The sequence below is a fragment of the Litoreibacter albidus genome (assembly GCF_900107015.1).
Taxonomy (GTDB): Bacteria; Pseudomonadota; Alphaproteobacteria; order Rhodobacterales; family Rhodobacteraceae; genus Litoreibacter; species Litoreibacter albidus.
On record NZ_FNOI01000002.1, the window covers coordinates 599,461 to 613,845 of the forward strand.

Here is a 14,385-nt window from a genome sequence, read left to right on the forward strand (position 1 = left end):
CATTACTAAGAGTTCCTGAGATTAACGCCTGAGCGCGGCCTGTAAACCCGTAGCGCCGAAATTGCCCCATTTTTACGGCGCTGGGTCTCAATTATGCGTATTGGCCGCGTAAGTTGTTCATTATTCGCACAAGTTCGGCGGTGATGGCGGGTTCAGACAGCGCATGACCAGACGCCGCAATCATCCGCAGATTGGCATTTCGCCACCCATTTGCCAGCCTGTACGCAGACACGGGCGGGCAGATCATATCGTAGCGACCCTGCACAATATCGGCTGGGATATGCTCAATGGTTTTGCGGTTGGCGATGATTTGGTCGTCGCTGTCCAGAAAACCGCGATGGGTGAAATAGTGGTTCTCTAGCCGTGCGAATGCGCGGGCATAATCAGCTGGCGCATGTCCAACGGGGTGATTGACCCGAAGCGCCGCCAGTGCATTTTCCCATCCCGCCCAAGCACGCGCATAGCGCGTTTCTTGCGGGGTATCGCCGGAAAACAACCGGCGGTGATACGCGCCGATCATGTCGTCTTGCTCCGCCAGCGGAATCAGATCGGAAAACAGCGCCCATTGCTCGGGGAAGAACTGCCCAGCGCCGCCGCCGTAGAACCAGTCCAGCTCCGCTTGGGTCATCAGGAAAACGCCGCGTAGCACCAGATGCTCCGCACGGGTGGGGTGGCTTTGCGCATACAGCAACGACAGTGTGGCCCCCCAGCTGCCACCGAAGATGATCCACTTTTCGATGCCCAAATCTACGCGGATCAGTTCGATGTCGTTGATCAGGTGCTGGGTGGTGTTGTTCTCCACGCTGGCATGCGGGCGGGACCGGCCACAGCCGCGCTGATCAAATAAGACAATCCGGTAAACGCTTGGGTCAAAATATCGCCGCATCGCAGGGGAGCAACCGCCCCCAGGTCCGCCGTGAAGTACCACAACGGGGATGCCGTTCGGGTTTCCGCATTGCTCCACATACACTCTGTGACCGTCGCCCACGTCCAGTATTCTTTGGTCGAAGGCGTCAATCGGGGGGTAGAGATGCGCAACCGCGCGGTTTTGTCCTGACGATCTGTCCATAGAGCCCTATATAGTCTGCAAAGCGCTGGGCGCCATGCCCGAATGTGTCCAAGTTATAGGCGAGTCTGCACATGAATACTTCTACAGTCGACCCCTCCGAAATCGCAAAGTTCGAGGCCATGGCCGCAGAATGGTGGGACCTCAACGGTAAATTCAAGCCGCTGCATATGCTTAACCCGTGCCGTCTGGACTATATCACAAGTCAGATAGCGGCGGAGTATGATCGTGATCTGGACGCTTCGCTACCGTTCGAGGGGCTTCGCATCCTTGATATCGGGTGCGGGGGCGGGCTGTTGTCAGAGCCTATGGCGCGGCTGGGTGCCGACGTAGTCGGCGCAGATGCGGCCGGTGGAAATATTCCTGTGGCCCAAGTCCACGCGGTGCAATCGGGGTTAACCATTGATTACCGCCACACCACCGCAGAGGCGATGGCCGAAGCGGGGGAGCAGTTCGACGTCGTTCTGAATATGGAAGTCGTAGAGCATGTGGCCGACCCGCTTGCGTATCTGACGGCATGCCAAACACTCCTAAAACCCGGGGGCCTGATGGTGTGCTCTACCATCAACCGAAACCCGAAAAGCTTTATGATGGCGATCATCGGGGCGGAACACATCATGCGCTGGCTGCCAAAGGGCACACATGAATGGAACAAGTTTATCACGCCGGATGAGCTGTTTGAGTTGATATCAAACGCCGGTCTCAACCCTGTTGACCGCAAAGGCTTCGTGTTCAACCCGATAGCTTGGAGCTGGTCCCTGTCGGATCGCGACTTGTCCGTGAACTATGTGACGGCCAGCACTAAACCCAGCTAGTCTTCGGCAAGGCAGCGGCGCAATTCTCGAAGGACGGGAATTGCGTCCCGCACCTTGTCGCTTCCGACGCGGTCAATGATTGCAAGGATCATGGGGGCGACCGAGTCCAGCGCCGTGTCACGCGCACGGCGACCTGCGGGGCTGATCACAACTTGTTTGCGACGTGCATCGTCCCAGTCCGGTGAAATGTGGATGTGCCCAGCCCACTCCAGCTTTGCCAGCGTGTTGGTAAGGGCGCCGCGCGTCAGGGCAAAGCTTTTCGCCAGTTGTGCGGGCGTGCGTGGCTCCGTCAGCTGGTAGAGGTGGTTCAGCATGGTGAAGTGGGACAGCTCCATTCCTTTGGGCAGCGCTTTGCTCAACCGGTTCCGCGCAAGTTGGTCGGCCATGAACAACTCTCCAAAGAGTGTTACAGCGATTTGATTTTTGTTCTCTGCCATAAGTCGCAAGTGCTTGGGGACGGTGAAAAAAGATCGTCGGACACGCTGTCGCGTCCTCGCAACGTCTCGGGTTTAGTCTTGCGCAGACCATAGCCAGATCGGCCCGTGGGTCCAGAAATACTTGCCCGCTGTGAGCCAGTCTTGCGGTATAGCGGTGGTGCCCTCGGTAAACTCTGACTTGGATTGTCTACCGAGGGCGGGGAGTTATTTCAGCAATGCATCAAGCTTGCCCGCGCGGTCTAGCGCGTTGAGGTCGTCGTAGCCGCCGACATGCTTGTCGTTGATGAAAATCTGCGGAACGGTCCGGCCACCATTTGCCCGCTGGATCATCGCGGCTTTCTTGCCGGAGTCGCGGCTAACATCGGTCTCGTCGTAGGAGACACCTTTTTGGGCCAACAGGCGTTTCGCGGCGTGGCAGTATCCGCAAGTCGCAGATGTGTAGATTTCGACAGTTGCCATGAGAATGTCCTTCTGACTGGTGTGTTGACGCCTTAACTAGTCATCTTTCGTCACGCGCGCTAGGACCAGCACGTCAACTTGCCGTGCGCCAGCTGTAACGCAGGCTTCGGCGCAGGCGGCCAAGGTGGCGCCGGATGTCATGACGTCATCAACCAGTAGCACCGACCGCCCTGTTAGCTGCGTTCCTCTTTTGGGGTGGGGGATGATGGCGCCGTCCAATGCCGCAAACCGGCTGTCGCGCGACTTTCCGTCCAGCGTATCCGTCATCCGTTGCCGTAAAAGCGGATCGGGCAGGTAGGTCACCCCCAGTGTCTCCGCCACAACTTTCGCCAGTAACGCAGACTGGTTGTAGCGCCTTTTTACACGCCGGAGCCAGTGAAGGGGAACGGGCACCACTACTGTATCAGCGTCCAACGGCGGTGCCACGCGGACCATCCAATGCGCAGCAGGTCTTGCCAGATCGGTGCGGTCCCCATGTTTTAACCGCAACACGATGTCGCGCCCCTTCCCGCGGTAGAGCATGGCTGCCGCCCCGCGGTGCCACGGGCGGGCGATGGTCATGCAGTCATCGCACTGAATGTCCGTGCCCCGATCAGTCCCTGGCAACGGTAGGCCGCAGGTTTTACACGTGAGACCCTGAATGAAGTGGGTTTCGCGCCAACACGCGCCGCATAGCGACAGATCGTCCTCTACCGCTGCGCCGCAGGTCAGGCACTGTGGCGGGTAGATCAGCCGAAGCGCGGATTGCAATTTCATGCGTTTCCTCTAAGTAGCGGCGTCTGAGCCGTAGGAGTTCTATCGTGTCCCAACCCCGCCCCCTAACAGACCGTGAAGCCTTGCAGCGACAACGTGCGCGGGCCAGAGCACAAGGGCCCGCCATGTTCTTGCATGACGAGGCACTGTTCGAGGTTCAAGAAAGACTGATCGACGTTAACAGGTCGTTTACGTCACCTGCGATTGTGACGGGCCACCCCGAGTATTGGGCGCAGGCCTTCCCCAATGCGGTGGTGGTTCCCGATGATGATGTTGTGGCGCTAGAGGTTGGCGCGCACGATCTGGTGATCCATGCGATGGGGCTTCATTGGGCGAATGATCCTGTTGGCCAATTGGTGCAGTGCCGCCGCGCGTTGAAGCCCGATGGCCTGTTCATCGGAGCCTTTCTGGGTGGGCAAACCCTTGTGGAGCTCCGCGCCGCGTTGTCGGAGGCCGAAGCAGCGCTTTCCGGTGGGCTGGCACCGCGCGTTGCGCCAATGGGCGAAATCCGCGATCTGGGCGGCTTACTGCAACGCGCAGGGCTTGCTTTGCCAGTGGCTGACAGCTCCAAAAGGAGTGTGAGCTACGGCTCTCCTATGGCCTTGCTGCGGGACTTGCGGGCGATGGGCGAGGGCAATGCGTTGATGGATCGGCAAAAAACACCGCCACCACGTGATCTATTTACGCAAATGGCCCGTATATATTCAGAACACTACGCTTTGGACGCGGATCGGGTCACGGCAACGTTTGAGATGATCTTCCTGACCGGATGGGCCCCGTCTGAATCGCAGCAGAAACCTCTGCAACCTGGGTCGGCCTCGACCCGACTGGCGGATTTTTTAAACACGACCGAGTTGGGGCAAGACGCGAAACCGGTTAATGGTGACGACAAATAAGGAATATGCAGATGATGAACCCAACACCGTTGCCACATGCTGACGCAGACCACCCCAAGGTGAAATTCGGCAAGGTGGGCGTGCTGGTTGCCAACCTTGGCACGCCGGACGACTACACCTACTGGCCGATGCGCCGGTATCTGAATGAATTCCTGTCGGACAAACGGGTTGTCGATATCGCATCGTGGAAGTGGCAGCCCCTGCTGCAACTCATCATTTTGACGAAACGCCCCTTCGCGTCCGGTGAGGCGTACAAAAGCATCTGGAACCACGACAAGGGCGAGAGCCCGCTTCTGACGATCACCAAGGAGCAAACTGCAGCCTTGAAGAAGGTCATGCGTGACAAATACGGCGACAATGTCGAGGTTGATTTCTGCATGCGCTATGGCAACCCGTCGACCAAATCCAAGGTCAAAGAATTGATCGCAAAAGGATGCGACAAGATCGTGTTCTTCCCGCTTTATCCGCATTACGCGGGCGCAACCTCCGCGACGGCAAACGACGAATTCTTCCGCGCCCTTATGGATGAAAAGTGGCAACCTTCCTCGCGCACTGTTCCGGCGTACTTCGAGAATGAGGCCTATATTGAAGCCTTAGCCCAATCGGTGGAGAAGGCTTACGCGGGGATTGAGCGGCCTGATGTGCTGGTGTGCTCTTACCACGGAATGCCGATCCGGTATTTGATGGAGGGCGACCCGTATCACTGCCAATGCCAGAAAACCACGCGCCTGCTGAAGGAACGGCTGGGCTGGGCGGACACGGACATCATCACGACTTTCCAGTCGGTTTTTGGTCGTGAGGAATGGCTAAAGCCCTACACTGTAGAAGAAGTGGCCCGACTGGCCGAGAGCGGTAAGAAAAAAATCGCCGTAATTGCGCCTGCGTTCTCTGCGGATTGCATCGAGACGCTTGAGGAGATCAACGAAGAGATCAAGGAAAGTTTCGAGGAAGCAGGCGGCGAGCAGTTTACCTACATCCCGTGCCTGAACGATGACCCAGCGCATATCGCGGCGCTGGCCCAAGTCATTGATGATAACCTGAAAGGGTGGGTCTAGCCCGTGCGCTGGACGATAGGGCGACCGTCATAAGTGTTGTTGTCGACCTTGATGCGGATAAATCCGTTTTCAAGCGCCTTCACGAAGATGCCCTGAATAGAAACGCAGCTGCCGATTGTCACGGTACGTAGCATAGTAACTTCCCCCAAAGTTAATTGAGGGGGATTCTACCTAGGTTTTCCCCGTGCGCCACAAAAAAACCAAATCAATTTTTGGAATTCTGTAACCCTATAGCCAGTCTCGTAAAATCGGGATCAGCGGAATGTCGGCAGGGGGCATCGGGTAGTTTTTCAGCGCGTTCGGGCGTGCCCATTCCAATGTTTGGCCCTCTTGCGGGGTCGGGATGCCCTCCCATTTCCGGCACGCGAACAATGGCATCAACAGGTGAAAGTCATCGTAGCTGTGGCTGGCGAAAGTCAGCGGGGCCAAGCAGCTTTGCCACGTGTTAATTCCCAGTTCTTCCTGTAGCTCACGGATCAATGCCTGCTCTGGCGTCTCCCCCTGTTCCACTTTGCCGCCAGGAAACTCCCAAAGGCCAGCCATCGACTTGCCGGCGGGGCGCTGCGCCAGCAGCACCCGACCGTCTGCGTCGATCAAGGCGACGGCAGAAACAAGGACGGTCTTCACGACCGGTAGTCCGCGTTGATTTCGATGTAGCCATGCGTCAGGTCACAGGTCCAAACCGTGCTATGACCTGCGCCAAGCCCCAGATCGACGCGGATGCGTAGATCTTCGCCCTTCATATGGGCGGCAGCGTCGGCTTCGACGTAGTCGGGCGACACCCAACCATCCTTGGCCACAAGAACATCGCCGAACCAGATCGACAGCGTGTCGCGATCTGCATGTGCGCCCGATTTACCGACGGCCATAACGACGCGACCCCAGTTCGGATCCTCTCCAGCGATAGCTGTTTTAACCAAGGGGGAGTTGGCAATGGACATGGCGACCTTGCGGGCATCAACGTTGTCTGTTGCGCCTTCGACGTGGATTTCGACAAATTTGGTTGCCCCCTCTCCGTCGCGCACCACTTGGTGGGCAAGGTCTTTCATCACAACGCCCAAAGTGCGTTCAAAGGTTTCGTTGTCGTCGGCAATTGCGCCGGATGTGCCCGTTGCGGCAACCAGCAGGCTGTCGGAGGTGGAGGTGTCGCTGTCCACGGTGATGGCGTTGAACGTGTCCTCATTCAGGCGCGACACCATCTCTTGAAGGCCAAGCTGGCTTATTTTGGCGTCCGTGAAAATGTAGACCAGCATCGTTGCCATATCCGGCGCGATCATGCCGGAGCCTTTAGCGATGCCCGCCACGGTGACCTCTACGCCACCGATTTCGCAGGTGGCTGTTGCCCCCTTGGCGAAAGTATCGGTGGTCATGATGGCGCGCGCCGCGTCTTCGATGGCGTCCGCGCTTAGAGTGGCGGCGAGATCATCCAAGGCCGCCGTGATCTTGGCGTGGGGCAATGGCTCCCCGATGACGCCAGTGGATGATGTATAGATGTGAGACACAGGAAGGCCCAAGGTTTTGGCCGTGGCGCTGGTGATCGCCTCCACAGCTTCAACGCCTACGCGACCGGTAAAGGCGTTGGAGTTTCCGGAGTTCACCAGAAAAGCGAAACCTTTGTTGTCATCCTCGACGCGGCCCAGCTTCGCTTGGCAGTCAAGGACAGGTGCAGACCGTGTGGAGGATCGTGTGAACGCGCCCGCGATTGTGCTGCCCGCGTCGACATGGGCCAGCATCACGTCGGTGCGTCCGGCGTATTTGACGCCCGCAGCGACGGTCGAAAAGCGCACGCCGTCGATATTGGGTAGCTGGGGGAAGCCCCCCTTGGGTGCAAGGGGGGATACTTTGGTAATCTTGGCCATGATGGCAGACCTTGTGTCGGTTACTTCGACAACAGGCCTACATTGCGGATGGCTGTCGGATCAACAGCTACCTCTACACGGGTGACGTCTGCCGCGTCCGTAAGGCGGTTTATTTCGTCATCGATGGCTTTTGCGCGCAGCTCACGCTCAATCTCGTCGCGGACATCGTCCAGCGCGGGGGCTTCTTTGATGCGGCTCTCATTGCGCTTGATAACATGCCAGCCGAATTGGGTTTGGACAGGCTCGGACACGGCACCATCTTCAAGCGCCACAACGGCTTGTTCAAACTCTGGGACCATCGCGCCTTTGCCAAACCAACCCAAAGAACCGCCGCTCGGGCCGCTTGGGCCAGTCGATTTTTCTTTCGCAAGCTCTGCAAAGTCGACGTCGCCTTCCAGAAGGGTCACCAGCTCTTTGGCTTCCTCTTCGGTCTCGACAAGAATGTGGGACGCGCTGAATTCGGTTTCTGGCTCACCTTCGGCGTAACGGGCCTTGTAGGCGTCTTGGATCGCGGACTCGTCAAGGTCGGCGGTGCCAATCTTGGCCAGCAGTTCGCCCGCAAGGAACGCGCGAATTTCGTTCTCTTTGCTAAGCTCGATCGCGCCCGACAGATCTTTCTCCATCTCTTGGCTCAGAGCGGTTTGCTGGATCAATTGATCCAAAATGCCCTCAAAAAGAACTGCATCTTCCAATTGTTTGTACTGTTCTGGCAGGCGCTCTTGCAGCGCGATCATGTGACCAAGCGTGATGTCAGTGCCATTCACGGTTGCCATGACGGTCTTTGCGTCCTGCGCAAGTGCAGGCATCGCTGGCATTGCGACGGTGACGGCAAGGCCGGTTGCACGCAGAAGTGTTGAAAATTTGCCCATATTATCTGTCTCCTCAGGGGCTGCACGGGGGCGCAGCGTTGACACTAATAGACACGGCCCTTACATCGCCAAGAGGTCTGAGGCGCGTCTTGTCTTAGCTGTCGAGATATGATGCGGCGGCGTAAGGGGCAAGGTGGAGCCAGACACTAAATTGTTAGCCATCACAAAAGGCGCGGAAATATGCTGGGTTTGGGTACCATTACGAAAAAGGTCTTCGGAACGCCGAACGACCGCAAAGTAAAGGCTGTCCGGCCGTTGGTGGCAAAGGTCAACGCGCTGGAGGCGGAGTTCGAAGCCCTCAGCGATGACGAGATCAAACAGCGCACAGAGCAGCTTTCCATGCGCGCGCAATCCGGCGAAAGCCTTGATGATCTGTTGCCCGAAGCCTTCGCGAACGTGCGTGAAGCGGCGCGGCGCGCGCTGGGCCTTCGTGCCTTCGATACCCAAGTGATGGGTGGTATCTTCCTTCACCAAGGCAACATCGCCGAGATGAAAACCGGTGAGGGTAAGACCCTTGTGGCTACCTTCCCCGCGTATCTGAACGCCTTGTCTGGTAAGGGCGTCCACATCGTAACCGTGAACGACTATCTTGCGAAGCGCGACTCCGAATGGATGGGCAAGGTCTATGCGGCCTTGGGTTTGACCACGGGCGTCGTGTATCCGCAGCAGCCTGACGAAGAAAAGCGGGCCGCCTACGCGGCTGACATCACCTATGCGACCAATAATGAGCTGGGTTTTGACTATCTGCGCGACAACATGCGCTCCAACTTGGACGAAATGGCGCAGCGCGGCCATAACTTTGCGGTTGTGGATGAGGTAGACTCGATCCTGATCGACGAAGCACGCACGCCGCTGATCATTTCCGGCCCCTCGGAAGATCGCTCAGAGCTTTACATCACCATCGACAAGCTGATCCCGGAACTGACCGAGGAACACTACAAGCTTGATGAGAAAACCCGCGTTGTCACGATCACTGACGAAGGCAACGATTTTCTGGAAACCCGCCTGCGCGAAATGGAGCTTCTGCCGGAAGAACAGTCGCTCTACGATCCGGAAAGCACATCGCTTGTCCACCACGTCACCGAGGCGTTGAAGGCCCACAAAGCGTTCCACAAAGACAAAGACTACATGGTGCGCAACGACGAGGTTGTGCTGGTTGATGAGTTCACGGGCCGCATGATGGCGGGTCGCCGCTTGTCTGGCGGTTTGCATCAGGCCATTGAGGCAAAAGAAGGCTGCGCGATCCAGCCTGAGAACATCACGTTGGCTTCGGTCACGTTCCAAAACTACTTCCGTCTGTATGATCGCCTGTCCGGCATGACTGGTACCGCCGCGACCGAGGCCGAAGAATTTTCGGAAATCTACGGCTTGGGCGTGGTTGAGATGCCAACCAACAAGCCAATCGCCCGTATTGATGAGCATGATGCGATCTACCGCACGGCCAAAGAGAAATACGAAGCGATCGTCGAGGAAATCAAAACCGCGCACGCTACGGGGCAGCCGGTTCTGGTCGGCACGACCTCTATTGAGAAGTCCGAATTTCTGTCGCAACTGCTGGAACAAGCCGGCGTACCGCACAACGTGCTGAACGCGCGCTTGCACGAACGCGAAGCCGAAATCGTGGGCAACGCAGGCATGTTGGGTGCGGTGACCATTGCCACCAACATGGCGGGTCGCGGTACCGACATCAAGCTTGGCGGCAACGTCGAGATGAAGATCATGGACGCGTTGGAAGCAGACCCTGAGGGCGATCCAGAGGCCATTCGCGCACGCATCGAGGCGGAGCAATCCAAAGCCGAAGAAGAAGTTAAAGCCGCCGGTGGCCTTTACGTTCTGGCAACAGAGCGCCACGAAAGCCGCCGCATCGATAACCAGCTGCGTGGTCGTTCCGGCCGTCAAGGCGATCCGGGCCGCTCCAGCTTCTTCCTGTCATTGGAAGATGACCTGATGCGCATTTTCGGGTCTGAACGTCTGGATAAGATGCTGTCCACTCTGGGCATGAAAGAAGGCGAAGCAATTGCGCACCCATGGGTGAACAAGTCGTTGGAGAAGGCCCAAGCCAAGGTGGAAGGCCGCAACTTCGACATTCGCAAACAACTTTTGAAGTTTGATGACGTGATGAACGACCAGCGCAAAGCCATCTTCGGCCAGCGTATGGAAATCATGGAAGCCGAAGACGTCGGCGAGATTACCCAAGATATGCGTCATCAGGTGATTGACGATCTGGTCGACCAATACATCCCCGCGAAATCCTATGCAGACCAGTGGGATACCCAAGGCCTGTATGTCGCGGTGATGGAGACCCTCGGGCTCGACGTTCCGGTCATCGCTTGGGCGGAGGAAGAAGGCGTCGATGACGGCGATATCCGTGAGCGTCTGTATGACGAGTCCGACAAGTTTATGGCTAAGAAGGCCGCAGACTTCGGCCCAGAGCAGATGCGCAACATCGAAAAGCAATTCCTGCTGCAAACCATCGACGGCAAGTGGCGCGACCACTTGCTGAAGCTGGAGCACCTGCGTTCGGTTGTCGGGTTCCGTGGCTATGCGCAACGCGATCCGCTGAATGAATACAAAACCGAAAGCTTCCAGTTGTTTGAAGGCATGCTCGATAGCCTGCGCGTCGATGTGACGGAGAAACTGTCGAAGGTACGTCCGCTGTCCGAGGAAGAACAAGAGCAGTTGATGCAGCAGTTCCTAGCCCAGCAAAACGGCGGTGCCGCCGTTGAGGAGTTGGAGGCGGAACACGAGGGCGTCGCAGCACCTGGCTTTGATGAGAATGACCAGACCACTTGGGGAAATCCGGGACGCAACTCCCCCTGCCCGTGCGGCTCTGGTAAAAAGTTCAAACACTGCCACGGTGAGATTGGCTAAGGGGTAAAATACCCCTGTTCCGCTAAGGCCGTTATTCTGCTACGCTGACTGCACATTGTAACGAGAATACTCGGCAAGGCAGGCAGATGAGCAGAATAATAAGAAACGTGGTGTTGGCCGCGTGGTGTGGTGTCGCATCCCCCGCGGTGGCCGAGAGTGTTGTTGCGGCGATCACCCCGCCGCTACCAAAAATGGCCCTTCCTTCTCCCGATATACCGCAAGGTGCCGCGCTGGATGCCGAGGCGTTCACGCCAGTCTCCATGCCCGTGCATGATGCTATGGCACCGGTTGCGGATATGGTGATGCGGCAGGCGAATATCTCTAACTTCGGGAGCGCATGCGGCCCGTCGCTGTCGATGGCGGTTGCTATTGATGCGATGCTGGCCGTCAGGGTCTCCGCCCCGTGCATCCCATACGATATGGTCCGGCTGGAACACGAAGGTCTCTCGTTTACCGTACCCATGCCCATGACCGGAGAGCTTGATCTGCTCCTGCCCGCACTCACCGCAGATGCGGTGGTCAAGGTATATTTGTCTGACGGCACGGTCCTGTCGGCTGATGCCGAAGTGCCGGACGCGCGCAACTATGCGCGTGTGGCCTTGCAGTGGGATGGCGTCGATCCGGGCGCGTTGGTGGCCAAGGCACCGAAGGCGCTGGACGGCACGCTGATGCATCTTGGCCAGTCGGTTGACGCGAAGGGCTCTGTGCTGCACGTCTTCTCCAGCCGCATGGATACCCAGACGGCATCTGGCGTTGTTCGACTGTCCGTACTGGCGCCTGTCACGGCATCCAACTGTAGATCCGGCCACGAAGCCCGTGTGCGCAGGGGCGTTCCGGGGGAACCTGCGGCCACTTACGATCTGAGGCTGAAAGGGCTAGGATGTGACGCAATTGGTGAAAGTCTTGAACTGAAGAACGTTCTTCAGGACCTGCAGCTTTCGCAGTATTAAGGCGGGCACTCTCTTGCGATTTTTCTGGCGTGGTATCTGGGCGGCAACCTTGCTTTGTGCGTCCGCAGCGATGGCGGTTGCGAATGATGTGCAGCTAACGTCACGCGATGGCGCGATCCAGATCGAAGGCACATTGCTGACCTATGATGGTGAGTTTTACCGCGTTGAGACGATTTACGGGCCGTTAACCCTTGATGGTGGGGGTGTGACTTGCGACGGACCGGGATGCCCTGATCTGAACGCGTTTGTCGCCGATGTGCGCTTCTCTGGCGCGAACCGCATGGCGGAGGTTTTGATCCCCGCGCTTATCCAAGCTTTCGCCATCCGCAACGAGCTATCTGTTGTGCGTGAAGTCACGGATGAGCGGCAATCAACCTTTGTGTTGAGCGACCAAGAACGCATTCAAGCGCGTTTCGAGTTGTCATCGGGGACCACGGCGGAAGGATATGCCGACCTGATCGCCGAAGAGGCGGACATCGCGATGGTCTTGCGTGAGCCGCGGAAATCCGAGGTTTCGATGGCTAGAACAGCGGCGTCCGGTGACTTGTTGAAAGGGCGGCGTGCGCGCGTAGTTGCCTTGGACGGGATCGTCGCGGTCACAGCGCCGGGCCAGCCGTTGCGGAGCCTTTCACTGGATCAAATGGCGGCGGCCTTGTCGGGACAAGCGACGCGGTGGTCCGATATTGGTGGGCCCGATGTCCCGATCGTCCGTCATCTGCCGATGCCGGAATCGGGATTACTAGAGACTTTTGAAGACCGTGTGTTGGCACAAAGCGATAGCACTATCGGAGCGGGTGCAACGCATCATACGTTGCTCCAAGATGTGGCCGACAGTGTTGCGGATGACACGTTCGCCATTGGTTTGACGACCCTCAGTGAGACAGGCAATGCAGTTCCGATGCGTGTAGCGGGGGCTTGCGGGTTTGAAACGAGTGCGACCCTTGCCGCATTGCGGGCGGAAGATTACCCGCTGACGCTACCACTGATGCTATACACGCCAGCCCGCCGGTTGCCCCTTATCGCGCGGGAGTTTCTGGATTTCACCCAAGACCCCGCTGCCGATTTAGTAATTCGCAGGGCGGGGTTTGTGGACCAGGCCATCACCAAAACAAGTTTTGATGATCAAGGTGACAGGTTGGCCCATGCAATTTCGCAGGCTGGGCCGGAGGTGTCACTAGAAGACCTGCAACGGATGGTGGAAGCCCTGCGTGAGCGCGACCGACTGTCCACGACGTTCCGGTTTACCGGCGGCACGCGGCTGGACGTCCAGTCGGAAGAAAACATCATCCGCCTTGCCCGCGCGCTGGAGACGGGTGCATTTAACAATCGCGACCTGTTGCTTGTCGGGTTTAGCGACGGCGAAGGCCCCGCTGGGCCGAACCTGTCTTTGTCCAAGAAACGCGCCCGATCCGTACTTCGTCTACTGAAGGAGGCGGCGCCGGACGCCGATTTCAAGCGCGTGACGGTGCGGCCTGATGCCTTTGGGGAGGCGCTTCCAATGGCGTGTGACGACACGGAGTGGGGCCGCGCGATTAACAGGCGTGTAGAGGTTTGGGTTAAATAACCTCAGATCAACCCGTGAGAGCGGAACGAGTAGTTCCCCGCGGCCCCGATGATCAGGTGGTCATGCAAGCTCAACCCCAGTGTTTCGGCGCCGGTCGCGATCTGGCGTGTCATGGCGATGTCCTCATCCGATGGTGTGGCGTCGCCAGACGGGTGGTTATGGACGAGGATGAGCGCGCTTGCGTTAAGCTCTAACGCACGTTTCACCACTTCCCGTGGGTAGACGGGGACATGATCCACCGTTCCCGTTTGAAGTGCTTCATCGGCGACCAACCTGTTGCGGCGGTCTAAGAACAACACTCGAAACTGTTCACGTTCCATGCGCGCCATCTTGGTGCGGCAGTATTCTAAAAGCGCATCCCATGACGACAGCACGTCGCGGTGCATCACCTTGCTGCGGGCCATTTTCTGCGCGGCTGCCTCGACGATTTTCAGCTCCTGTATGACGCTGGTGCCCACGCCTTGTACCGCTGCCAGTCTATTGGCTGAGGCCGCGATAACGCCGTTAAAGTCCCCGAATGTCGCCAGTAGACGCCGCGCCAAACTATGAACCTCCCGCCTTGGGATAGCGCGAAACAGAACCAGTTCCAGCAGGTCGGAATCCAGCGTTGCATCGCAACCAGCTTTCAAAAATCGATCCCTAACCCGTTGCCTGTGGCCATGTTGTTCTGCGCGCACTGCGCGCGGGATGGAAATGCGGTGCGGTTGGAGTCCCGGCAAGGCGTCATTCATATGAGTCTGGTGCAATGTCATAGCGCCAGTTCATTCGATTCGACTTAATTGTGGGTTAAG

At 57.8% G+C, this 14,385-nt stretch carries 15 protein-coding genes; 6 read left to right on the forward strand and 9 right to left on the reverse strand.

The genetic code is table 11. The features are described from left to right. Positions 1-91 precede the first annotated feature (91 nt). Complete coding sequence (pip, locus tag BLW66_RS07980; protein ID WP_089946593.1) at positions 92-1,069, reverse strand: prolyl aminopeptidase; 978 nt, start codon at positions 1,067-1,069, stop codon at positions 92-94. A gap of 71 nt (positions 1,070-1,140) precedes the next feature. Between pip and ubiG the strand changes: the two genes are divergently transcribed. After that, positions 1,141-1,881, forward strand: a complete 741-nt coding sequence (gene ubiG, locus BLW66_RS07985) for a bifunctional 2-polyprenyl-6-hydroxyphenol methylase/3-demethylubiquinol 3-O-methyltransferase UbiG (RefSeq protein ID WP_089946594.1) — start codon at positions 1,141-1,143, stop codon at positions 1,879-1,881. Here the strand turns inward: ubiG and BLW66_RS07990 are convergent. The 3 genes from BLW66_RS07990 to BLW66_RS08000 all read right to left on the reverse strand — a co-directional run bounded on the left by BLW66_RS07990 (position 1,878) and on the right by BLW66_RS08000 (position 3,533). Beyond that, positions 1,878-2,318, reverse strand: coding sequence for a MarR family winged helix-turn-helix transcriptional regulator (locus tag BLW66_RS07990; protein ID WP_089946595.1), 441 nt, complete (start codon positions 2,316-2,318; stop codon positions 1,878-1,880). The two genes, ubiG and BLW66_RS07990, sit on opposite strands and share 4 nt — an antisense overlap. Positions 2,319-2,522: 204 nt before the next feature. Next, positions 2,523-2,777, reverse strand: a complete 255-nt coding sequence (gene grxC, locus BLW66_RS07995; protein ID WP_089946596.1) for a glutaredoxin 3 — start codon at positions 2,775-2,777, stop codon at positions 2,523-2,525. 36 nt (positions 2,778-2,813) lie between these two features. Beyond that, the gene (locus BLW66_RS08000; protein ID WP_089946597.1) at positions 2,814-3,533 is read right to left on the reverse strand and encodes a ComF family protein; all 720 of its coding nucleotides are present in this window, start codon (positions 3,531-3,533) and stop codon (positions 2,814-2,816) included. Between the two features lie 122 nt (positions 3,534-3,655). On the opposite strand from BLW66_RS08000, the gene BLW66_RS08005 reads away from it, so the two are divergent. Continuing rightward, entirely contained in the window at positions 3,656-4,426 is a 771-nt protein-coding gene (locus BLW66_RS08005) for a methyltransferase domain-containing protein (protein ID WP_425283327.1), read from the forward strand. An 11-nt stretch (positions 4,427-4,437) separates the two neighbouring features. Next, positions 4,438-5,481, forward strand: a complete 1,044-nt coding sequence (hemH, locus tag BLW66_RS08010; RefSeq protein WP_089946599.1) for a ferrochelatase — start codon at positions 4,438-4,440, stop codon at positions 5,479-5,481. On the opposite strand, the gene BLW66_RS17900 is transcribed toward hemH, so the two are convergent. From BLW66_RS17900 to BLW66_RS08025, 4 genes are all read right to left on the reverse strand, one after another. Next, positions 5,478-5,615 carry a hypothetical protein gene (locus BLW66_RS17900; protein ID WP_170833432.1) on the reverse strand — a complete coding sequence of 46 codons (138 nt, stop codon included), beginning with the start codon at positions 5,613-5,615 and terminating at the stop codon, positions 5,478-5,480. The two genes, hemH and BLW66_RS17900, sit on opposite strands and share 4 nt — an antisense overlap. A 94-nt stretch (positions 5,616-5,709) precedes the next feature. Continuing rightward, the gene (mutT, locus tag BLW66_RS08015; protein ID WP_089946600.1) at positions 5,710-6,108 is read right to left on the reverse strand and encodes an 8-oxo-dGTP diphosphatase MutT; all 399 of its coding nucleotides are present in this window, start codon (positions 6,106-6,108) and stop codon (positions 5,710-5,712) included. Beyond that, a complete protein-coding gene (gene argJ, locus BLW66_RS08020) occupies positions 6,105-7,340 on the reverse strand; it encodes a bifunctional glutamate N-acetyltransferase/amino-acid acetyltransferase ArgJ (protein ID WP_089946601.1) in 1,236 nt (411 codons plus the stop codon). Before argJ ends, mutT begins: the two co-directional genes overlap by 4 nt. Positions 7,341-7,360: 20 nt before the next feature. After that, the gene (locus tag BLW66_RS08025) at positions 7,361-8,209 is read right to left on the reverse strand and encodes a peptidylprolyl isomerase (RefSeq protein ID WP_089946602.1); all 849 of its coding nucleotides are present in this window, start codon (positions 8,207-8,209) and stop codon (positions 7,361-7,363) included. A 180-nt stretch (positions 8,210-8,389) separates the two neighbouring features. Here BLW66_RS08025 and secA point away from each other — a divergent pair, with 180 nt between their 5' ends. The 3 genes from secA to BLW66_RS08040 all read left to right on the forward strand — a co-directional run bounded on the left by secA (position 8,390) and on the right by BLW66_RS08040 (position 13,594). Next, entirely contained in the window at positions 8,390-11,080 is a 2,691-nt protein-coding gene (secA, locus tag BLW66_RS08030) for a preprotein translocase subunit SecA (RefSeq protein ID WP_089946603.1), read from the forward strand. 86 nt (positions 11,081-11,166) lie between these two features. Continuing rightward, positions 11,167-12,030, forward strand: coding sequence for a hypothetical protein (locus BLW66_RS08035; protein ID WP_139254546.1), 864 nt, complete (start codon positions 11,167-11,169; stop codon positions 12,028-12,030). A 13-nt stretch (positions 12,031-12,043) separates the two neighbouring features. Continuing rightward, complete coding sequence (locus tag BLW66_RS08040) at positions 12,044-13,594, forward strand: phosphate ABC transporter substrate-binding/OmpA family protein (protein ID WP_342027816.1); 1,551 nt, start codon at positions 12,044-12,046, stop codon at positions 13,592-13,594. A gap of 2 nt (positions 13,595-13,596) precedes the next feature. On the opposite strand, the gene radC is transcribed toward BLW66_RS08040, so the two are convergent. Next, positions 13,597-14,346 (reverse strand): RadC family protein, encoded by a 750-nt coding sequence (gene radC, locus BLW66_RS08045; protein ID WP_089946605.1) that lies wholly within the window; start codon positions 14,344-14,346, stop codon positions 13,597-13,599. Between the last annotated feature and the right edge of the window lie 39 nt (positions 14,347-14,385).

Coding starts and splice junctions, on each gene's coding strand:
- BLW66_RS08000 (WP_089946597.1), bottom strand. CDS start 3,533: ATGAAATTGCAATCCGCGCTTCGGCTGATCTACCCGCCACAGTGCCTG.
- hemH (WP_089946599.1), top strand. CDS start 4,438: ATGATGAACCCAACACCGTTGCCACATGCTGACGCAGACCACCCCAAG.
- radC (WP_089946605.1), bottom strand. CDS start 14,346: ATGACATTGCACCAGACTCATATGAATGACGCCTTGCCGGGACTCCAA.
- BLW66_RS17900 (WP_170833432.1), bottom strand. CDS start 5,615: ATGCTACGTACCGTGACAATCGGCAGCTGCGTTTCTATTCAGGGCATC.
- BLW66_RS08035 (WP_139254546.1), top strand. CDS start 11,167: ATGAGCAGAATAATAAGAAACGTGGTGTTGGCCGCGTGGTGTGGTGTC.
- argJ (WP_089946601.1), bottom strand. CDS start 7,340: ATGGCCAAGATTACCAAAGTATCCCCCCTTGCACCCAAGGGGGGCTTC.
- BLW66_RS08005 (WP_425283327.1), top strand. CDS start 3,656: ATGTTCTTGCATGACGAGGCACTGTTCGAGGTTCAAGAAAGACTGATC.
- secA (WP_089946603.1), top strand. CDS start 8,390: ATGCTGGGTTTGGGTACCATTACGAAAAAGGTCTTCGGAACGCCGAAC.
- grxC (WP_089946596.1), bottom strand. CDS start 2,777: ATGGCAACTGTCGAAATCTACACATCTGCGACTTGCGGATACTGCCAC.
- BLW66_RS07990 (WP_089946595.1), bottom strand. CDS start 2,318: ATGGCAGAGAACAAAAATCAAATCGCTGTAACACTCTTTGGAGAGTTG.
- BLW66_RS08025 (WP_089946602.1), bottom strand. CDS start 8,209: ATGGGCAAATTTTCAACACTTCTGCGTGCAACCGGCCTTGCCGTCACC.
- pip (WP_089946593.1), bottom strand. CDS start 1,069: ATGGACAGATCGTCAGGACAAAACCGCGCGGTTGCGCATCTCTACCCC.
- ubiG (WP_089946594.1), top strand. CDS start 1,141: ATGAATACTTCTACAGTCGACCCCTCCGAAATCGCAAAGTTCGAGGCC.